Source organism: Aminobacter sp. NyZ550 (genome assembly GCF_025628925.2).
Taxonomy (GTDB): Bacteria; Pseudomonadota; Alphaproteobacteria; order Rhizobiales; family Rhizobiaceae; genus Aminobacter; species Aminobacter ciceronei.
Window position 1 is genome coordinate 1,444,887 of the sequence record NZ_CP114190.1, and the last position, 17,655, is coordinate 1,462,541.

The window sequence follows — 17,655 nt, forward strand, 5'->3', positions numbered from 1 at the left end:
CGGCACCCCGTTGTTTTCGGTGCCCAGATCCAATCGTCTGGGCGGCTCAGATGGCCATAGCGGAAAGGCAAACAATGCCGATCGTCGAATTTGAAGGCCAGCGGGTCGAGTTTCCGGACGACTTTTCCGACGATGAAATCGCCGAGGCGCTTTCCACCCTACCTGCCAAGAGTTCGGTCGCATCCCCGCGGAGACCGAATGTGATCCAGGTCCAGGCTCCTGACGGGACGATCGTCGAATTTCCGGATGACACTCCGGAAGAGGTGATGACGAAGGCGATGCGCGACACGTTCGGCGGTCCCGAAGCGCCGGCTGCTGCAACTCCGGCCGCCCCCGTTCCGATCGGCGATGCCCGTGACGCAACCGGTGTGCCCGGCGGCGTTGCGGAAGCACCGTCGCCGGAGCGTTCGCTTATCGATACGATCATGGGCAGCGCCGACTATGCCGATGACACGGCCGCCATCGGCGTCCGCGAGGGCCGCAGGGGCGCTGCCCAAATGCTTGGGCTTCCGGTCGATCTGGTGAACGCAGGCCTCGGTTTCGCTGGCGTTCCGATCAGCGACCAGCCCTTCCTCGGCGGCGACTACCTGGACGAGCTCTTCGGCGTGCCTTCCACCTTGGCCGCAGTTGCCCTGGACCGCCCCGCCGAGCTGGAGCCGCAGGACGCCTTTCAGCGTGTCGTCGGCCGTGTCGGCAAGGAGATCGGTGCCGCCGCCGTTCCAGTCGCCGGCGCGCTCGGCACTGCCGCCCGCGTCGGCAAGGAAGGTGCCCGCGAGATGGGCGCACTTGGCCGCATGTTCGTCGAGCCGGCTGCAGTTGCTCCGCGCGCTCTGGTCCAGAAGGAGGCGCAGTTCGCCACGGGTGCCGGCCTTGGCGCTGGCCTTGCGAACGAAGCCGCCGGCAACGATCAGAACGGCGACAACTTCTGGTCCGATTTCCTCGGCTCGCTCGGTGGCGTCGGCGTCACCGCCCTCGGCTCGCGGCTGACCGGCGCGGCCCGCAACGCTGTTGCTGCCGCCACCGGCAAGCCCGCCATGATGGACGAGGTTGCCGGCCAGGAGGTGGCCGACCGCATCATCAACAATTCGACCGCCGCTGGCGAACAGTTCGCCAAGACCGGCCGTGTCGACACGGCTCCGCTCGCCGCTCAGTTGCGTCAGCCCTCGCAGGTTGAAGACGTCGTCCCTGGCTACGTCGCCAACATCGGCGATCGCATGCAGGACCCGTTGCTAATGACGATGGTCCAGAACCAGGACATGCTAACGCCTGGCGCCGCCAACATGCGCCGCGTCGGCAATGAAGCGGCCGTATCTTCAAAAATGGATGCCGTTGCCCCGCAGGGCGATCCGGCGCAATTTCGCGCAGCTCTGTCGTCCGGTCGCGACGCGCAGATCGCGGAAGCGCAGGAGGCCGAGGATCTGGCCCGCGCTATCTTCGGCGAAGCGGAGCAGGGCGTTCAGCCAGGCATGCGCGACGCCACGGCGCGCGGGTCCTCGCTGCGCTCTGGTGTTCAGGATGCCTATGACGCAGTGCGCCAGTATGTCAGCGAGCTTTGGGACCCGGTGAACAACGCCACGACCCAAGTCGATGTCGGGCCGCTCCGCGATCGGTTCGCGGCGGTGGACGAGAGCCTGCCGGTCAACGATCGCACCAGGTTCCGCCCGGCGGAGGCAGACGTACCGGGGCAACTCGCGCCGGCTGACACTGATGGCATGGTTCCGCTGAACGAAGTCACGTCGATCCGGGGCGGCCTCTCCGACGATCTGCGGGGCCAGCGCGCCGCAGGCCAGCGCAACGCCGCGCGCGTCACGCAGCAGTATCAGGACGAGGTCGACAATTTCACCGAGGCCGCCATTCCGCCAGAGCTGCGCGACCAGTATGAGACGGCGCGCGCCGCCCGCACCGACCAGGGCAATCGTTTCGAGCGCCCCGGTACTGCCATCGCCGAGACATTGCGGCCCCGTGAGGGTGGCGGCTACCGTCTGGACGACAGCGCCGTCGCCGGCCGCTTCGCTCAGCCTGACAGTGGTCGCATCAACGATACCCGCGCCTTGCTGCGTGAGGCGGGCACGGATACCCGTGTTCGCAATGCGCTGGCGGATGAAGTATTGGCCGACGTCCAGAGCCGTGGGCTGCTCGAGCGCCCCGAGGCGCTGAACCGCTACATGAGCGAGCGGAACATTCTGCTTGGCGAATTTCCCGAGCTGCGCGACAGCCTGACGCGCGCCCGCGCCGCGGGCGAGTATCGCACCGGCGTCGAGCAGGCCAGCGCGGAGACGCAGAAGCGCCTCAACACGCCTGGCCGCTCCGCGCAGGCCAGCTACCTCCAGTTCGGCGACGAAGCGACCGTCGACGCAGTGCGCAATCTCACGTCCGGCCCCAAGCCGCGCGAGGCCGCCCGCGAGCTCATTGAGGCTGCCGGCGGCACGCCGGAAGCCCGGCAGAATGCTCGAGCGGCACTGTGGGAAGCGGTTAAGACGAAGAAGCTGCCGGCGCAGGGTGCCACGGGCGGCGACCGTTGGGACGCCAAGAAGCTGAAGGCGTTCTTCGACGACCCGAAGACCGCGGCTGTCGCCGACGAGCTCTGGTCCGACAATCCCGAGGATCTGGCCTCCATCAAGGACTTCTTCAACGCGCTCGCCGGCGCCGAAGGCAGCGTCCGCACGCGCGCCCCAAATTCCTCCGGCACCGCGCAGGCGCTGTCCGGCAAGTTCGATCCGTCGCTGTCGCCTACCTCGATTGCCGCACGAGCCAGGAGTGTGAACCGCGGGCAGATGTCGCTATCAATCGCAGTAGTGGATGTCGCCGCAATGTGGCTGCGGGGCCGTTCAGCAAAAGTGCAAGCCCGTGCCATCGATACGATGGCGTCTGCGGCTTTCAACAATCCCGGCATGGCGGCTGATCTGCTCGAGAAGTTCAATCCGGCAGATCTCGCGGCAAAACGTCGGCGAATTTTGCAGAAGTACGGCGTCCGAGCCACGCAAGTTCTAAACCTGCTCGACGAGATCCAGAGTGAAGACCCGGTACTCGATGCCGTTCAGGGCGACGGCGAACCGCAGGCCGCGACGTCAGGGCTCAGCACGCAGGATATCGCCGGAATTTTCGATCACGGCACCGTTGGCAATGGGAAGCGACCAGCCGCACAGACGTCACCCGCTCGGCCTTAGCGCAAAGACAAGGGATCATTCATGGGCGCTCCAAAGAAGCCTGTCCTCGACTACAGCTACACTGGCTTTCAGGCGGAACAACAGGAGGGACCTTTTCCAGGCACCAATCTGGACGCCGACCTAGCAGAGCTGAAGCGCGGGGTCGACGACACGATCGATGCTTTGGCTGACGTTCGGCGTTCGGATGGTGCTCTGCCGAACGGAAAGGTTACCCCCGACAGCCTGTCCAACACCGTATTGGCACTGCTGCGAGGTGACGGCCCGACAGGCCCGACAGGACCAACCGGACCAGCGGGAGCAACAGGACCGACAGGCGTCGGCGCAACGGGCGCGACAGGACCTACCGGCGCCACATCCACGGTTCCCGGCCCGACAGGGCCGACGGGTCCCGTTGGAGCTACGGGGCCAACTGGACCGGTCGGTGCCACGGGGGTTTCGGGTCCAACTGGCGCGACAGGCCCTACCGGAGTTGGAGCGACCGGAGCAACCGGAGTAACTGGGCCGACTGGCGCGACTGGACCCGGCCGAGAAGTGCTGACAGCTAACCGAACCTATTATGTCCGCACTGACGGCAACGAGGCCAATACCGGGCTTGCTGATACGTCGGCTGCGGCATTTCTGACCGTTCAAAAGGCTGCGATAGTCGCTCAGGGGCTGGACGCCAATGGCTTCACGATCACTATCCAGGTCGGAGACGGGACGTACACGGCTGGCGCAACGTTCAGGGGGCCGGTGCCGGGCTCGACTGCCGATCCAGCGGTGACCATCAGGGGCAACTCTGGCACGCCAGGGAACGTCGTCATCAATGCCGCAAGTGGCTACTGCTTCATCGCGCAGTGGGGTGCCCGCATTCGCGTACAGGATATGGAACTCCGAAATTCAGCTGCCGGTGCGTGTCTTTACGCGCGAGGCGGGACGATCTGTTTCGCCAATATCCGCTTCGGCGCGTCGACCGGTGGGCACATCGAGGCCAACATTAACGGTGAAATCTACAACTCGGGGAATTACTCGATTGTCGGCGGAGCCGTGTCTCACCTTCATGCGCCTGCCAGCGGAAACATCGCCATCACATCGGCGACAGTCACCCTGACGGGCACGCCAGCATTCAGCGCGTATTTTGCTGGTGCCGCAGCGGGCGTCATCTCGATCGCCAGCGTAACATATTCAGGCTCTGCGACAGGAACACGCTATCTGTCCCACAAGGGCGCCCTCATCGACACTGGCACCGGCAACGCGAGCTTCCTACCAGGCAATGCGGCAGGAAGTGTCGCGACCAACGGGCAGTATCTGTAAGCGGGTCAGTTCTGGTCGAGGAAATCGCTTCTTACCGTTAGTGCGGCGTCAGCACCGGCATTCATGAGATTGCGCAGTGACTGTGCCGGATCAGGATCGGGGCGAGGCCAACTGCCGTGTACGAAGAATGTGACGGTTAGCTTTCGCGCGTGAGCTGCGGCAACGAACTCATCGACTGGCTCGTCTGATAGCGGGGACTGGATCATAATCCCGTCCAGGCCGCTGGAAGCGATCTCGTCGAGGGTTTCGAACGGGATGTTCGCTGCGAAGTCGTACTTCTTCAGGATTACAGGCGAGCGCGGGTAGGCTGCTTTGTACGCCTTGCCTTGCTCGATATCGTAAACTGAGAATGACAGGAGATCCTCGCTGATCCCGGAACGCCCGATCGCCTTCTGCATCTCAGCCAAATGAGACTGGTGCACCCGGGTATCAAGCAGCGCCATTCCTTTGTCACCATTGGCCGCGAGCGCGTCGGCCAAGGTGGGCACTCGAACATCGTGACCTCGCCACGCGCCAATCACTGTTGCCGTCACTTCTTTGGCTGGAAGGTCGGTGATCTTCCGTTTCGTGCCGTCAACAAGCTTGACGCTGTCGTCATGGCTCAAAACAGGGGTGCCGTCGTCGAGTATCAGCGTGTCCAGTTCGATTCCATCATATCCTAGCTCGTAGGCATAATTGATGGCCTCGACAGAGTTCCCAACCGGCCGTTCATCCTTATAGGTGACGTTCTGCCCCCAAGCGAACAGCTTAATCTTGCCTTCTGCCATGGCCGATGAAGTCGGCATCAACATCAAGGCGGCGATTGCCAGCAATCGAATAAGCGTCATCTAAACTTGCCCCGCCTCAATATCCTGCCTGTTCCGCATAACTCTGCGTCAGGGGCAGGTCAACGCGGCTGACTGCTTTCCTGATCGGCGTGTGTGCAATGTGGATTACGGACCTTGCCTTCGATGTGTTGATCCGAAAGTTCAAGGGACCGCTCGGGGGCGGTCTGGCAGCGGGTGCTGCCATTACCGGCATTCTGTCGCGGCCGGCCAGCGCCCTGCAGGCTGCAGCCGTCTCCCGCGGCCTGGCACAACTCGTTACGTCGCCATCATTTCGGAAGTGGGTGACGAACACGCGCCAGAACATGCCGACCGCCGGCAAGATGGCCTATCGGACGGCCGCCGCGCCCGCGTTGGTGGATGTCGTCACCGGTGCCTTGGCCGAGAACAAGGACGTTCAGACGGCCATGGAATGGTTGAACGAGGGCGCCTCGCAGATCGATCAAACCGGCCAGCGGATTGTCCGGCCGCCTCAGGACGCGGGGTCTTGGGAACGGTTTTTCCGTAGCAACTAGGTAAATTGTCCAATCCGTCCGGCTTTTTGGATCATAGCACGGTAACGTTCGAGTATTGACGTTACCTTCATGCCTCTGTGGGTACTGCCATGTAGAGTTGCGAACTCGGTCTGCCGATAGCGCTCGACAAACCGGTATTCCCAAGCATCGCCGCCGACCTGTTCCGTCAAGCCGTTACTGAGCAAGCCCATAAAGCTGTCCAACACACGAGTAAGCTCTACCGTTTGTTCCCCCATCTGACGGCCGAAGTGGTCACGGTTCTGAAATATGAAAAGCGGCTCTCCGCTGAACAGAGTTTGAAATTGCCTTGCGGCGATCTGCTGATCGACGTCGCGATTGGCCATACCCGTCGCGATGTTAAATGCACCAGTCTTTCTCAGGTGATATGCGGCAACAAGCGGGTACACATACAATAGCGGTACAGGAACTTTAGCTTCCGCTCGGTTTGTCACACTACTGAGCATATCCATGCACTGCTTTATATCTCGCAACGACAGGCCCGCGATTCGCGATATTGCGGAAACCATCTGGCGCTGTGTTTGGTCGGGAATGGGCAGATAGCGATCTTCCACCAGCCCAAGTTCAGTCCATTGCACATCAACAAACTCGTCGAGAGTGGGTTGATCGAACGAGTAGGTGCGGTCGAAGAAGCGGTGGAGATACGTATCCGCGTCGAACCCGGCTCCGTACACGGCACGTATTGTATGAGCCAATTGATCCGTATGGGTCGCAACCAAAAAAATGACATTGGGGACGTCGAATAGGTGCTTGATCCGTTCTAAGAGTGATATCGCATAGATTGGCCGGCACCTATCAACTTCATCAATCAGAACAAACAGCGGGTTGCCGTTCTTAACCCCCTCTCCGAGCTCTGTGCGAAAATCGTCGATCGCCTTCTGCCCCTCTTCGAAGTGCTCGAGCGCCTGTTCGGCATACTCACTCAATGTCTGCTCAGTTGCTTCGGCGATTGACTTCGTCACGTCGTCCGCAATTCCTTCGACAGCTTCTTGACCAATGAAGAACCCGGCTCCGCGCTTCACTAGCCCCAGGGTGGCTCGCGTGGCGATCTTCCCTACGTTCTTCGTCAGTGATTGCCGTATGTCGGCCGACTTGCCCGCCTTTGGCAGGGCCCCTAGTATCGCCGACATGACCGGAAAGATCGGGTCATCCGCGTGATCGTCGCGCCATGCGTTGACCTCCGCGACCCCAAATCCATGAGAGCGAAGCTGTTGGGCCAGCCTGGTCATAAAAAAGGTTTTGCCGGCGCCCCACGGAGCGCTCACATTAATCGATACACCGCGCTGTCCTGTCTCTACCGCCTGGGCATTCCGCTCCAGTAAATAGTCAATCAGGAAGTCGGCGTCTTCCTTGCGCTTTAGGTGATCGCCCGCCCAGATTTCGGTTCCCATTTGCCCCACCAAATTCTCAACTTGCTTATGTATCGATTGTGAACCTGCCAACTAGTAGATGGTCAGCAGGCCGGAACCGTCTGGACCCATTTTCTTGTAGTAGGCAGCACAATCACTGTCAGTAAGCTCGCCCATCTCGGCGCTAAGGCGATCCCACGTGGAGCCCGCTCGTTCATCCGCAAAATCCGACTGAACAAGGCCGACTTCCGAGGTTACCTCATTGATTCTGGGGACGTTTCTAGAAATGCTCTGCTGGGAGCACTTGCCGACAAGGATCTCAGCGGTCATTACGGCTTCATAGACTTCGTTCTGCGCCGGCGTGAGGTTCCGCGCAGAACTGGCTGTTGGCCATATCAGCAGGGCTGCAGCCATAGCAAAGGCAGCTAACTTCATTCCATTCCTCCCTGTTACCCGCACCAAGGCCGTTTGACCTTCGGTCGCCAGATGATCGCATGGCCTTCGCGGAGCAGAATGTTTTCCGCCAACTGGCCATTACCAAGCCTGACACGCACCAACGGTCGACGCTGGTCTGTATCATCCACGTGTCCAGTGTCTTCGATCCGCAGACCTGGCTCGCGTAGGAGCTCAGCCAGTCGCTTCTTGGCCTCCTTGCCGAGCATGCGCTCGCGGTCGCACTTCGCTCGCCCGCCAGTCTCTGGGGTGTCGATGCCTGACTTGAACGGCACGCCGTCGCCGATCAGGCGCATATTCTGGCCGTTGCACTTGATGGTGTCGCCGTCCACCGCGGTGAGCTGCACGCACGAGATGACCGTCGCTGCTATGAGCGTGAGCATAGGAAATCCCCCCGGATCGCTAAGCCGGTTGTGGCATGTGCCTGCGCTTCTGCCAATCGCCCTCCGTCACCATCCCCAAAGTGGCGGGGTCTTTTGGAAATTTGGCCCGAATTGGTTGTGTTTCCAGCGCGTCATTATTGACGTGCAGAACAAGATCGAAAGGCCTTCTCGAGCTCGCTTGTGAAGCCGGTTGGCCCGCGGCGCGCCAAAGAAGTCTTCTATTGGGAAACAGTCGGGCACGTACGGCAGCACGTCGCTGGGAACCAGCTGCACCCAGAGTTCCGGCTGGTCGATGTCGAACACGAGCTGCCAGGTGCTTCGTGCGTCCGCCGCGATGTCACAGATTACAAGGCCCATGGGTCATCTCCTCTTTCGAGAAGACTGCGGCAGTCCACAAGGCTCCGCTATCGCAAGATTTGGCTATTGACGAGCCGCCGCCGATAGGCACTGGCCATTCGGTGTTCATGATGGGTGTGGGGCTTCAACCTGCCCTGACCAATTTGTCAGGGCCTGCTGGCTTCGTGCGGCGCGAAACTATGACGAATGTTGTTATCGCCGAACGATCCGCGGCAGATCGTTGTCTGTCGACTTGGTGAACGCCTCAACGAAGCGATCGTATTCACGTTCGCTCTCTTTTTGCAGAATCTTAGCCTCGCTCGTCTGAAGGCGTCGCACTTTTGCGGTGTCCGCACATTCATCGGCAACAGAGAACATTTCGTTCAAATCGCGACCGAAACTCATTGTCGTTCTCCTGTTTAGTTGTGCAACCTGGCTTGGCGTTGACCATACCGCGAATTGAGAGCGAGGTCGAAGTAATGTTTACGCTTAATCCAAACCAGCCCTTCGCTCTTTGTAATTACAGCGACGTCAACCGGCCCGCCAACAGTTTGAGAGGGCCTTGTAACCTTCTCCTTTAGCGATTGCAAATTGATTAAGGTTTCCGCAAGGCCTGTCATTTCCTCGATAGGAAGAACCGACAAAACCCGACGAAATGGATTGCCATGTTCTTCCTGCGCGGCGTCGAGCACTGCGTCACCAACGGCTTTGCGCGCCTCGCCGACCAATTTCTTGCGATCTTTGATCGTAGCAGGATCGATGCCAGCGGCGGTACAGACTTCGCCTACCAGGTTATCTAATCCATCGTTTACGGCAGACATTACGAGGCCGAAAACGTCTTGGCTTAGGCCAAGTTGGAACGTGTCGCTCATACTCGTTTGCGCAAATGCCTTTATGCTGGCCGGTCTATGATGGTCGACTGAGAAGCCGCCAATTCGTTCGGTGAGATGATTGCCCGCAACTATTCCGGAGGAGAGGTATTCGACATAGGAGGGGAAGATTTCATGATCGCCATAGCCGGCGAACACAATTCCGGTTGATCCTACAAACTCGTCTACGAATTTGAGAACCGTCCACAGTCCTGTTTCCGCCATTTCCTCAATATCGTCCGGGAGATATGGTTTCAGCACTGCGGCTTTGGCAAACCAATCGGCAAGATCTTTTTTCTGGGCATCGACGAACTTATCTGCAACATCTTGCTCCATTGCGGAGTGCAATCTGCCGTCTTTGTCCGCTCGCGCTCTAGCTTCTGAGAGTTTCTTCTGTGCGTTGGCGCGTGCAATTTTTACGTCGATCGATAAGTCATCCGGCAGGATGATTGAGAGCAGAAAGGACCGAGCTGACCTCACTGTCTCCTGAGTTCTGATGGCATCCGAGAATAGGATTGGGCTATTATTGATAAAGGAGAAAAATTCGTCGGCGTATCCGGCTAGATTATTAAAGCACTTGTCGCCAAGCTCTCGTCGAAAGCATTTAATGATTATCTCCCACGGGACGCTCATCAAATTAGCCGAATCGAATATCATTATTCCAACGGGATGATGATCGCTTAGCTGAAATATCTTGTTGGCTCCCTTAAAGTACCGCTCTTTGGGGCCGTCATCTGACGTGTGGGTTACTGTGCTCGCGCTGTCAGAAGCCAATACAATGGCAAGCTTATTGAGTACGCAGACTTCAGATGTCAAAGCACATTCCCCCTATGGCTTTGAATGCAGCGTAGCCCGATAAAAATGAGTCGGCAATCAGTGCGGTGACATTCAACGGCAGGGCCGGCAAATCATGAAGGCTTGATTCTGCTCGCGACACCGCTGCCGCCCGGCTGTCCAAAGGTGGCGAAACGCGCCGCCAGATCGATCTATCGTCCGAAGCGACCTGTTGGCTGCCTGAGGGCGTACTCTCTCTATGGGGCAATGTTGCGGAGCACGCCGGCTCCCTTTGCCGCGGCCTCGAAAGCCTTCCCGGCAGCGTTGGCTTCGGCCATGCCCTAAAGAGCGTCGAAGTCACACCTCCTAGATCAACGATGCCTGAGATTGAGGTGAAACGATCTGGGTAGGAGGAAGATCCACTGTTGTCAGCATGTCGTCAGGTAGCGGACGCTGCAGCTTGCTCGCCTCTGCCCAGGGCGCTGTCAGCCACGTTTCAATCTCTTCCGGTGTCGTCAACATGACGGGCATTGCCTTTTCGTGGATCGGGGCAACGACACCGTTCGGGCTCGTGGTCAGGAAGGCATAGACCTCCCAGTCGAGCACGCCGTCGCGAATGGTGCGGGCGCCGCGCCATGGCGTCCACAGGCCGGCAAAGACAGCGAGCGGCTTGCTTTCATTGAGCGCGAACCAGAAATTGCGATGCCGACCGGTGAGGGGGTCTTTGTCGCCCTCGACCGGGCTTGGCTCGGCGAAGCTGGTGAATGGCACCACGCATCTGCTCTCGACGCCGAGATGGGGCGCCCAATGCTTGATGTCCGTCCGCCGGATGTTGGTTACGCCCTTGTCGGGCTCCTTTTCCAGCAGCGCCTTGAAGTCGACGGTTTGACCCTTCGCCTCAAGCTTTGCCGCGCGGGCCTTGGTCGCCTGGAATTGAACGTTTGAAGCCGTGGGCATACCCCAGTTGAGCATGGCCAACTGCCGGCGCCCTTCGAAGTTGCGCACCACAGGCCCATTGCGGCCAGGATAGACGTCGATCGACGGTTCAAGATTGCCGGCGATGTCGTCAAGCACCTTGGTCAGGGCGCGAAGCTCATCTTGCGAGGATGAAAAATTGTAGAGGTTGCACATGGGGGTAAACTGTCGTGGGGTGGAGGTGCCGTCAATCGGAAGAGCACCACATGACTCCAGAGCCGGAACTGTTCTCTGCGTCGCCGCAGCAAGCTCTGATGGCCGCATTTTCGGCCTTGCACCAGATAGAGAAGATCTTCTCATCTTCCTCTGTCGGAGTGAGGTCCAGGGGCGTGCCGTCTTCCAGCGAGTAGACGTTGTCGTAACGCTCCAGAACCATCAGGACCGAGCCGATGGCCTGATCTGGGTCAACGCCGTACATGTCGAGAATGGCCTTGGCCGCTGCCACCCCGCAACGGATGTCTGCGGGTGATGCGCCGGGAATATCGAGGGTCAGGGGCACAAGGGGCCTCCTTGCTGCGACGTGTATTTCTTGCCATCGGCCTTGTGCTCGTAGCAGAACCAATGCGGCTCCTGCTTGCCGGTGGCGAAGCCCCAGCCGCCATCCTTCTTGCAGCCGGTATGCTCGCAAAAGTGCTCGTAGATGCCGCCGGGCTTTCGCGGTGCGGTGTTTTGCTCGTCGCTCATGCCCATAGGTTAGCGTGATGTGAATTGACTCCGCAAGGAGTTTGTTCCTATTTCGTTCTCATGCCCGCGCCGAACCGAACAACGCCCTTTCCGCTGTCGAAGCTGAACGATGCCCGCGATTTCGTCGAGGTTCGATGCGGCTATTGCAAGCGGGCCCACATCTATTACCCGACGGACCTAATTCAACTGTTCGGCGACGTCGACGTGGATTCTCTATCCGGGCGGATGAAGTGCGAGAGTGTCCCTGGAGGCCATGGGTTCCTCAAAGTCGAGCGCGTTTTCTCCGGCTCCAGGGAGATGGAGGGCAAGAAAATCCGCCGGCTTGTCGCCATCAAGATCCGGCGCGAGCCAGTCTGGCGGGAAGAATGACGTCCGCAAAGACACGCGAGAATACAAAGCGCTGGCACATTCGCCAGAACCAACCGTATCAGGTCGCGCTGCCCAACGACTTTTGCTGCATGGAGAATTACGACCTCCTAGCTCGGTATTGCCAGCGCTTCGAGCCGCGCCCTAGCACCCAGCAAGTCACTGCGAAATGGCCGAATGGCAAGCAGGAGGACTATCGGCTCTATTGCTTCGCGAGCCGAGCCGATGCTGACGTCTTTGCGGCCGAGTTCGAATGTCTTCACTTCGATCCTGCAAAGGATCGGGAGTGCGGGCGCGTCAACGGCGCCTGGCTACGAACAGACGAGTGGAAGCCGATCGAGCGATGCGGGCCACTCCAATTGCCGCGGTTCTTTCGGGAATACGGGCGGTAGCGGTTGGCCGCGAAAAACGCGAGAAATCACGGCGCCGGATATCCGGGTCAGATATCCGGGGCGAGCCGCCGGATCGTGTCGGCAACATAGGACGGCGCCAAATGCGCATAGTGCTTCTCTGCCATGCGAGTGTCGCTGTGGCCGAGCGCCTGCGCGACTACCATCAGGGGAGCGCCATTTCTCACCATCGTGCTTGCATAAGTGTGTCGGAGTTCGTGGAGCGTCACATCTGAGAGGTTGGCTTGCGCCAGGAGTGCCTTCCACGGCCGGTTGTAAGTCGAAGTTGCCCAGGCTGCGCCATTCTCCTGCCGAAGTAACGGATCGGCACTGCCGCGGTCTCCAGCAAGCCGGCCGAACAGTTCCGCGCCTCCTGCAGGCAAGGGGATATGTCGCGGCTTCCCGCTTTTGCTTTCGGCAACGAAGACCGACTGGTTCGCTGCGTCATAATCGGCAACTCGTAGCCGGGCCAACTCGCCAAAACGTGCGCCCGTTACCAGGGCGGCAGAGACAAGATCCCGAATTGCCCCATTGCTCGCAGCGATGAGTGCTTTTTGCTCCGCAGGTGTCAGGAACCGAACTCGCGCGGCCGTCGTGCCGCGATACGGCTTAACCAGCCGCCACGCGGCGTCGTCGGTGACCAGCCGGTTGTTGAACGCCCAATTCAGAGCAGCTTTCAAAGTCGTGAGCGTCCGGTTTGCCGTGTCACGCCTGCGCCGGATGACTTCCGGATCGCCAAGATCGACGCTGACGGTGTTCGCCCTATCGGCTGTCTTGCTGGTGCGAAGGCGCTTCTCCGCCGACACCATGCCGTCGCGCCAGGTCCGGACCCTCTCAATCGTTAGGTCGGAGACGCGGATGGTGCCCAACCTAGGGCGGATGTGGAATGCAGCTCTCGACTGCGCGTCGGCTATCGACTTCATGCCCTCGGCGGCTCGAGCCTCGAAATACCTGTCCAAGGCCGAGTTCACGGTAAGGGCCGGAGCCTCTTCCTTTCCAGTCTTCAGCCACTTGGCCCAGGCGCGAGATGCATCTTTGGCCTGCTCATGCGTCAGTACGGCACTTCCATCAGCCGGCAGGACGTCGTCAGCACGCCCGAGCCGAGTTTGAACTCTCTTCCCATCAGTGGATCTCGAGGCTGCCAGCCAGCTGCCGCCCCGGCCATGGCTGCCACGACCGCGGCGGTAGCCAAGCCTTACGCCTGGACTGATGATTTCCCACTCGGGCGCGTCAGATGTGGGGAGGGCCGCCCGAGCGGTCCGGCTGGATAGAATGCTGCGGCGTTGCGCCATGCCTGATCGCTTTCGTTGTCGATTTCGTTGCAATCAAGTCGCACAATCGCCTATGATCACAAGTGCACAATAGCGCACTTTATGATTGAAAATCAAACCTCTAGGAGGGTGTAGGCTTGTGCAGGAATGTGCAAGATGCCGCCCTCTCACGGCGGGAACAGGGGTTCGATTCCCCTTGGGCGTACCAACGATTTCAAGCACATACTGTAACTCGAGCCGCTGCCGTCAAACGATGGTCAAGCAGGGCCATTGGTCTGACGCTCTAGATCCTGCGATCGCGCCTGGCTGGCCCATTCTAGTTGTCCGGCCAGTGCGCAGGAGCGTTTCGCATGCTCATTCCCGAAACGCCGACGACGCTCCGGGCATTGTTTGTCGCGGCCTACTCGATGATGGCGGCAACGGCCTCGGGCTTCGAGACGGCGTGGCTGCCCGCCGTTTCGGTGACGGTCGCGCCCGCGCGCTCGGGCGTCATGCGCTGCGCTGCCGGCGGGATCATGCGGTCGTCGGGCGCGCCCAGGTAATAACTCGGCCGACGGCGGGTATCTCGCGACCGATCTCTGGCAGGAACTTGCCGAACTCGTGACACCGGTCACACCCAACGCCCAGGCTGTCGTCGGCAAGGTCGAGGACCTGGAAGCGCAGACGCGGATCAAGGCGCAGAAAGCCAGGAAGGCGATCGACACTTCGTTCCATCATCTTGCCCATGACCTGCTCACCGCGAGAAACTGGATGGATGTCAGCGAAGCCCAGAACCCGGGCAGGCAGTTTGGTGCGGCGCCGACCGCCCCGCCGAGCGCGCTGCGGGAGGAAGTGCCATGGCAGCAGCCTGCAGCGGAACGGCCCAAGCGGCCGCTCGGCTTGGTGGTCTATGACTTCATGCAACAGAACCCGGCGTCCAATTTCTATTCGGGCGGGCTGAAGGCACCCGACCTGCCCACGCTGCCAAAGGCAGCCGTGTTTTCCGCAGCCAACTATTGGCTCCAGACGGTTGGCCGTCGCGCGGACCAGCGCGACGCCACTGGTCCGCGCGAAATCCTGTGCGGTGACAGCCGCCGCGCCAGCGACGACCGACCTGTCCTGGTCTTCGACGACCTCCTGGCTTTCCGGACTACAGCCCCGTGCCGGAATGCCCACCTAAGGCCTGACGTCCCGCGAGATGTCAGGCCTTTCTTTTGGTGGCGACATGCATTGCCGGCATGTCGCGTGGCCGCAGCGTGTGACCGCCACTGCCACATCGCTGCGAAAACGCCATGTGGAACCTTGCCTGCCCGTCGGCGTTGCGGTGACAAAGGAGAATGCCGTCATGCTTCGAACACTAGCACTGTTTGTCGTCGGTTATGCAGCATACAGGATCGGTCGAGAGTTCATCGCCAGCGTGCCGTCGGATTTCGATCCCGTGCCGGCAGCGCCGAAGCGTCGCCGCAAGCCGGTCGTGAAGCCGAGCGCCAAGACCGCCACGGCGACCACGCACTGAAAGCCCTCGGAAATCAGGGCGGGTTCCAAACCCGCTGATTTCCGCGACTACGCTTGCTTTCTCAAAGCGCTACGTTCGGCGGGTGCGGTTTCGGAAACAGCGGCCGGCGGCTGACGATCGTGGTCGAACTGCTGCGCCTCGGGCAGAGGATGCAGCCAGTTTTCCCGTCGGCCAGTCCAGAGTTCATATTGAGGCGTCAGATCGGAGGGCACCACGTCGAGACTGCCGAGCATGACTTCGGCCTTGTCGTCGCTGACGAAGGTGACGCGGCTGCCGCAGGTGACGCAGAAGCTGCGGCTGCCATATGTGCTGACCTGGCCCGTCTGTTCGAGGGTCGAAACCGGCCAGACCGCGTAGGCGGAAAATGCCGAGCCGCTGGTCTTGCGGCAATCGGCGCAGTGGCAGATTCCCGACACGCAGAGGCTCTCCGGTCACCCGGAATGTGACGGCACGGCAATAGCAGCTGCCGAATCGGATTGTCTCGCTGCGACGGTTTTCCACGGCAGAACTCCTTTCCGCTTCAAAGGAAAGCCACAGGCAAACGTTCCCTGGGTTAGAGGGGCATTCGGCCGCGTTTCGGCGTTACGATCCATGGCTCGATCGACACCGCGTCGGTTTCGCGGATGCCGACGGAGCGGGCAAAGCCGGCAAAGGCATTGCGGGCACCATCGACCGACAGCCGGTCCTCGCGTGCCGCATGGCAGGCGCGCATCGCCGTGTTGTAGATCGGTCCGCGCCTTTGTTCGGGCCACCTTGCGAGGAAGCCGAGCGCATCGGCGACACTGGCAATCTGCAGGATGGCCTGATCGGCGTCCCTGACGAAGATCGGGCTGGAAAAGGTTTTGGCTGTCATCACTTCCTCCCGGGTCATGGACCGTCTTTCGAGCAAGCGAACCTGCCGGCTTTCGGCGCGACAGGCAGACCAGGAAAATGGCTACGGCAGCCTTTCCCGTCAAGAATGGAGTTCAAGCCGCATCCGGCGACGCGGCCAGTATTCCGGCCTCGTTGCAGAAGCTTTCGAAAGCTTCCCTCGCCTCATCGACAGGGATCGAGCCGTTGATCGCGGCCTGCATGGCGTTTTCTGCGAGATAGAAGAACGGATTGCGCTTGTCTTGCGGCCAGCCGTCAAGAAACTCGACGGCATCCGACACCGAGACGACCTCGCGCAGCGAAAACTCTCCATCTTTGACCCAGACGTTCGGTGTAAAATCCATCCACCAAAACGCGCCCGATGGCGGAGAGTTGCATCGGCGGCCTCAGTGCGCAGTCGATCGATAGCATTTTCGCTTAACAACAGAGGGCATCGGCCGACAACGCTCGAGGTGCCATGCCGCCGCGAAATCATCCTGTGCTATCGGTTCTCCTGTAGGGATCAGCAAGGTTCAATTCAGGATTGCTTGATATCAACTGGCCGAGTTACTGACCGGAACTGGAGCCGCCTTTGAAGGGGGCTCATTGCCAAAAATGCAATTGCCATCGCGACTTTCATGCACATGCCCGCCCAGAATCCGCCCCGCCGCCCGACAGAGCCGATGAGCGCAGTGGAACTGACTGCGCATCCGCTCTTTCCACGCATCGACCGGCGCCTGGCTCTCCATCTGATCGCCATCCACGAGCAGACGCCAAGGCTGGCGCGGCTCAAGGCTTCGCACCGCAAATGGCTGATGACCCAGTCGCTCTATGCGCTTACGCTCGAGCGCACGGAGGACGACCCTCATTCCGGCCTTTCGCAGTCGCGCCTGGTCGACATCGCCACCAGCATCGGCGCTGTCAGCCACAACACGGCACGAGCCTTTCTGCAGGAATTGCTGACCTACAAGTTTCTGACCGAGATACCCACCCCGCACGACAAGCGGCTACGCCTGCTCGACACGACTGAGGCGAGTCGGAAGGCGATGACCGGCTGGTTCATGGGGCATATGAGCTGCCTCGATGAGCTGGACAATGGCGGGCGGCACGCCCGCTGCACCGCCGACGACAGGATCTTCCGCGCCGCCCAGCCACGCGCAGCCCGGCGGCTGATCGAGAACCCGGTGTGGCGTTATCCGGCCGAAAGCATCAATTCGTTCCTGCAGTCGGAACTGGGCGGGATGATCCTGCACGAGCTCATATCGCGCATCGAAGATTTCATCCCGCAAGACGGCAAGGTGATCGTCGGTCCCTCCAGCCTGGCGGAACTCGCCGCGCGATACTTCATCTCCGTCACGAACCTGCGCAGAATGTTCAAGAAAGCGGAAACAAGCGGGCTGATGGGCTGGTCGGAGGCATCGGACCAAAGGGTGTTGTGGCTGTCGGCGACGTTCCTGGACGACTATTTCCTGTGGCAGGCGCAGAAATTCGCCGCCCTTGACGAGGCCTATTGCTGGGCGGTCCAGAACATTGTCGGGCACAACCACTCTGCAACCGGCTGATCCAAGCACGACGATGTAGAAATGCCGCGACATCAACAGGCGGCAAGATAGAACCAGATTTGGTCGTTTCCGGACGCGCAGGT

At 60.4% G+C, this 17,655-nt stretch carries 23 protein-coding genes and 1 pseudogene; 9 read left to right on the top strand and 15 right to left on the bottom strand.

Annotation, left to right across the window (positions count from 1 at the left end):
- Positions 1 to 74 precede the first annotated feature (74 nt).
- Together N7E70_RS07185 and N7E70_RS07190 are read left to right on the top strand one after the other, a co-directional pair.
- Positions 75 to 3,167 carry a hypothetical protein gene (locus N7E70_RS07185; protein ID WP_263005931.1) on the top strand — a complete coding sequence of 1,031 codons (3,093 nt, stop codon included), beginning with the start codon at positions 75 to 77 and terminating at the stop codon, positions 3,165 to 3,167.
- A 531-nt stretch (positions 3,168 to 3,698) separates the two neighbouring features.
- Positions 3,699 to 4,460 (top strand): hypothetical protein, encoded by a 762-nt coding sequence (locus tag N7E70_RS07190; protein WP_263005932.1) that lies wholly within the window; start codon positions 3,699 to 3,701, stop codon positions 4,458 to 4,460.
- A gap of 5 nt (positions 4,461 to 4,465) precedes the next feature.
- On the opposite strand, the gene N7E70_RS07195 is transcribed toward N7E70_RS07190, so the two are convergent.
- Positions 4,466 to 5,287, bottom strand: coding sequence for a glycerophosphodiester phosphodiesterase (locus N7E70_RS07195; RefSeq protein WP_263005933.1), 822 nt, complete (start codon positions 5,285 to 5,287; stop codon positions 4,466 to 4,468).
- Between the two features lie 98 nt (positions 5,288 to 5,385).
- On the opposite strand from N7E70_RS07195, the gene N7E70_RS07200 reads away from it, so the two are divergent.
- Positions 5,386 to 5,799 (top strand): hypothetical protein, encoded by a 414-nt coding sequence (locus tag N7E70_RS07200; protein ID WP_263005934.1) that lies wholly within the window; start codon positions 5,386 to 5,388, stop codon positions 5,797 to 5,799.
- On the opposite strand, the gene N7E70_RS07205 is transcribed toward N7E70_RS07200, so the two are convergent.
- From N7E70_RS07205 to N7E70_RS07245, 9 genes are all read right to left on the bottom strand, one after another.
- On the bottom strand, positions 5,796 to 7,208 hold the full coding sequence (locus tag N7E70_RS07205; RefSeq protein WP_263005935.1) for a KAP family P-loop NTPase fold protein: 1,413 nt from the start codon (positions 7,206 to 7,208) through the stop codon (positions 5,796 to 5,798). The two genes, N7E70_RS07200 and N7E70_RS07205, sit on opposite strands and share 4 nt — an antisense overlap.
- A gap of 51 nt (positions 7,209 to 7,259) precedes the next feature.
- The gene (locus tag N7E70_RS07210; RefSeq protein ID WP_263005936.1) at positions 7,260 to 7,601 is read right to left on the bottom strand and encodes a hypothetical protein; all 342 of its coding nucleotides are present in this window, start codon (positions 7,599 to 7,601) and stop codon (positions 7,260 to 7,262) included.
- Between the two features lie 14 nt (positions 7,602 to 7,615).
- Positions 7,616 to 8,002 carry a thermonuclease family protein gene (locus N7E70_RS07215; protein ID WP_263005937.1) on the bottom strand — a complete coding sequence of 129 codons (387 nt, stop codon included), beginning with the start codon at positions 8,000 to 8,002 and terminating at the stop codon, positions 7,616 to 7,618.
- Positions 8,003 to 8,068: 66 nt separating this feature from the next.
- Entirely contained in the window at positions 8,069 to 8,359 is a 291-nt protein-coding gene (locus tag N7E70_RS07220) for a hypothetical protein (RefSeq protein ID WP_263005938.1), read from the bottom strand.
- A 192-nt stretch (positions 8,360 to 8,551) separates the two neighbouring features.
- Positions 8,552 to 8,743, bottom strand: a complete 192-nt coding sequence (locus N7E70_RS07225) for a hypothetical protein (RefSeq protein ID WP_263005939.1) — start codon at positions 8,741 to 8,743, stop codon at positions 8,552 to 8,554.
- A gap of 14 nt (positions 8,744 to 8,757) precedes the next feature.
- A complete protein-coding gene (locus tag N7E70_RS07230) occupies positions 8,758 to 10,023 on the bottom strand; it encodes a hypothetical protein (RefSeq protein ID WP_263005940.1) in 1,266 nt (421 codons plus the stop codon).
- A gap of 324 nt (positions 10,024 to 10,347) precedes the next feature.
- On the bottom strand, positions 10,348 to 11,112 hold the full coding sequence (locus N7E70_RS07235; RefSeq protein ID WP_263005965.1) for an SOS response-associated peptidase: 765 nt from the start codon (positions 11,110 to 11,112) through the stop codon (positions 10,348 to 10,350).
- A gap of 31 nt (positions 11,113 to 11,143) precedes the next feature.
- Positions 11,144 to 11,455 carry a hypothetical protein gene (locus N7E70_RS07240; protein ID WP_263005941.1) on the bottom strand — a complete coding sequence of 104 codons (312 nt, stop codon included), beginning with the start codon at positions 11,453 to 11,455 and terminating at the stop codon, positions 11,144 to 11,146.
- Positions 11,446 to 11,640, bottom strand: coding sequence for a hypothetical protein (locus N7E70_RS07245; protein WP_263005942.1), 195 nt, complete (start codon positions 11,638 to 11,640; stop codon positions 11,446 to 11,448). Before N7E70_RS07245 ends, N7E70_RS07240 begins: the two co-directional genes overlap by 10 nt.
- A gap of 60 nt (positions 11,641 to 11,700) precedes the next feature.
- Here N7E70_RS07245 and N7E70_RS07250 point away from each other — a divergent pair, with 60 nt between their 5' ends.
- A complete protein-coding gene (locus N7E70_RS07250; RefSeq protein ID WP_263005943.1) occupies positions 11,701 to 12,009 on the top strand; it encodes a hypothetical protein in 309 nt (102 codons plus the stop codon).
- Complete coding sequence (locus N7E70_RS07255) at positions 12,006 to 12,398, top strand: hypothetical protein (RefSeq protein WP_263005944.1); 393 nt, start codon at positions 12,006 to 12,008, stop codon at positions 12,396 to 12,398. Before N7E70_RS07250 ends, N7E70_RS07255 begins: the two co-directional genes overlap by 4 nt.
- 47 nt (positions 12,399 to 12,445) lie before the next feature.
- On the opposite strand, the gene N7E70_RS07260 is transcribed toward N7E70_RS07255, so the two are convergent.
- Positions 12,446 to 13,354 (bottom strand): tyrosine-type recombinase/integrase, encoded by a 909-nt coding sequence (locus N7E70_RS07260; RefSeq protein ID WP_263005945.1) that lies wholly within the window; start codon positions 13,352 to 13,354, stop codon positions 12,446 to 12,448.
- 92 nt (positions 13,355 to 13,446) lie between these two features.
- Complete coding sequence (locus N7E70_RS07265) at positions 13,447 to 13,587, bottom strand: hypothetical protein (protein WP_263005946.1); 141 nt, start codon at positions 13,585 to 13,587, stop codon at positions 13,447 to 13,449.
- A gap of 429 nt (positions 13,588 to 14,016) precedes the next feature.
- On the opposite strand from N7E70_RS07265, the gene N7E70_RS07270 reads away from it, so the two are divergent.
- The 3 genes and pseudogenes from N7E70_RS07270 (at position 14,017) to N7E70_RS07280 (ending at position 15,161) form a co-directional block, all read left to right on the top strand.
- Positions 14,017 to 14,208 (top strand): hypothetical protein, encoded by a 192-nt coding sequence (locus N7E70_RS07270; RefSeq protein ID WP_263005947.1) that lies wholly within the window; start codon positions 14,017 to 14,019, stop codon positions 14,206 to 14,208.
- Between the two features lie 58 nt (positions 14,209 to 14,266).
- Positions 14,267 to 14,383, top strand: a pseudogene (locus tag N7E70_RS07275) (hypothetical protein); the annotation flags it as partial.
- Positions 14,384 to 14,990: 607 nt separating this feature from the next.
- Complete coding sequence (locus N7E70_RS07280; RefSeq protein WP_192314053.1) at positions 14,991 to 15,161, top strand: hypothetical protein; 171 nt, start codon at positions 14,991 to 14,993, stop codon at positions 15,159 to 15,161.
- Between the two features lie 47 nt (positions 15,162 to 15,208).
- Here N7E70_RS07280 and N7E70_RS07285 read toward each other — a convergent pair whose 3' ends face one another.
- From N7E70_RS07285 to N7E70_RS07295, 3 genes are all read right to left on the bottom strand, one after another.
- Complete coding sequence (locus tag N7E70_RS07285) at positions 15,209 to 15,577, bottom strand: GFA family protein (RefSeq protein WP_442866499.1); 369 nt, start codon at positions 15,575 to 15,577, stop codon at positions 15,209 to 15,211.
- 137 nt (positions 15,578 to 15,714) lie between these two features.
- The gene (locus N7E70_RS07290; protein WP_263005948.1) at positions 15,715 to 16,014 is read right to left on the bottom strand and encodes a DUF982 domain-containing protein; all 300 of its coding nucleotides are present in this window, start codon (positions 16,012 to 16,014) and stop codon (positions 15,715 to 15,717) included.
- 112 nt (positions 16,015 to 16,126) lie between these two features.
- On the bottom strand, positions 16,127 to 16,375 hold the full coding sequence (locus tag N7E70_RS07295; protein WP_067957266.1) for a DUF982 domain-containing protein: 249 nt from the start codon (positions 16,373 to 16,375) through the stop codon (positions 16,127 to 16,129).
- A gap of 318 nt (positions 16,376 to 16,693) precedes the next feature.
- Here N7E70_RS07295 and N7E70_RS07300 point away from each other — a divergent pair, with 318 nt between their 5' ends.
- Positions 16,694 to 17,572, top strand: a complete 879-nt coding sequence (locus N7E70_RS07300; protein ID WP_263005949.1) for a hypothetical protein — start codon at positions 16,694 to 16,696, stop codon at positions 17,570 to 17,572.
- Positions 17,573 to 17,655: the final 83 nt, after the last annotated feature.

Bases quoted from the DNA above. Each gene is read 5' to 3' on its own strand.
- N7E70_RS07205 (WP_263005935.1), bottom strand. From the start codon at position 7,208: ATGGGAACCGAAATCTGGGCGGGCGATCACCTAAAGCGCAAGGAAGAC.
- N7E70_RS07195 (WP_263005933.1), bottom strand. From the start codon at position 5,287: ATGACGCTTATTCGATTGCTGGCAATCGCCGCCTTGATGTTGATGCCG.
- N7E70_RS07220 (WP_263005938.1), bottom strand. From the start codon at position 8,359: ATGGGCCTTGTAATCTGTGACATCGCGGCGGACGCACGAAGCACCTGG.
- N7E70_RS07250 (WP_263005943.1), top strand. From the start codon at position 11,701: ATGCCCGCGCCGAACCGAACAACGCCCTTTCCGCTGTCGAAGCTGAAC.
- N7E70_RS07200 (WP_263005934.1), top strand. From the start codon at position 5,386: ATGTGGATTACGGACCTTGCCTTCGATGTGTTGATCCGAAAGTTCAAG.
- N7E70_RS07270 (WP_263005947.1), top strand. From the start codon at position 14,017: ATGCTCATTCCCGAAACGCCGACGACGCTCCGGGCATTGTTTGTCGCG.
- N7E70_RS07255 (WP_263005944.1), top strand. From the start codon at position 12,006: ATGACGTCCGCAAAGACACGCGAGAATACAAAGCGCTGGCACATTCGC.
- N7E70_RS07300 (WP_263005949.1), top strand. From the start codon at position 16,694: ATGAGCGCAGTGGAACTGACTGCGCATCCGCTCTTTCCACGCATCGAC.
- N7E70_RS07235 (WP_263005965.1), bottom strand. From the start codon at position 11,112: ATGTGCAACCTCTACAATTTTTCATCCTCGCAAGATGAGCTTCGCGCC.
- N7E70_RS07225 (WP_263005939.1), bottom strand. From the start codon at position 8,743: ATGAGTTTCGGTCGCGATTTGAACGAAATGTTCTCTGTTGCCGATGAA.
- N7E70_RS07295 (WP_067957266.1), bottom strand. From the start codon at position 16,375: ATGGATTTTACACCGAACGTCTGGGTCAAAGATGGAGAGTTTTCGCTG.
- N7E70_RS07290 (WP_263005948.1), bottom strand. From the start codon at position 16,014: ATGACAGCCAAAACCTTTTCCAGCCCGATCTTCGTCAGGGACGCCGAT.
- N7E70_RS07185 (WP_263005931.1), top strand. From the start codon at position 75: ATGCCGATCGTCGAATTTGAAGGCCAGCGGGTCGAGTTTCCGGACGAC.
- N7E70_RS07245 (WP_263005942.1), bottom strand. From the start codon at position 11,640: ATGAGCGACGAGCAAAACACCGCACCGCGAAAGCCCGGCGGCATCTAC.
- N7E70_RS07210 (WP_263005936.1), bottom strand. From the start codon at position 7,601: ATGAAGTTAGCTGCCTTTGCTATGGCTGCAGCCCTGCTGATATGGCCA.
- N7E70_RS07215 (WP_263005937.1), bottom strand. From the start codon at position 8,002: ATGCTCACGCTCATAGCAGCGACGGTCATCTCGTGCGTGCAGCTCACC.
- N7E70_RS07280 (WP_192314053.1), top strand. From the start codon at position 14,991: ATGCTTCGAACACTAGCACTGTTTGTCGTCGGTTATGCAGCATACAGG.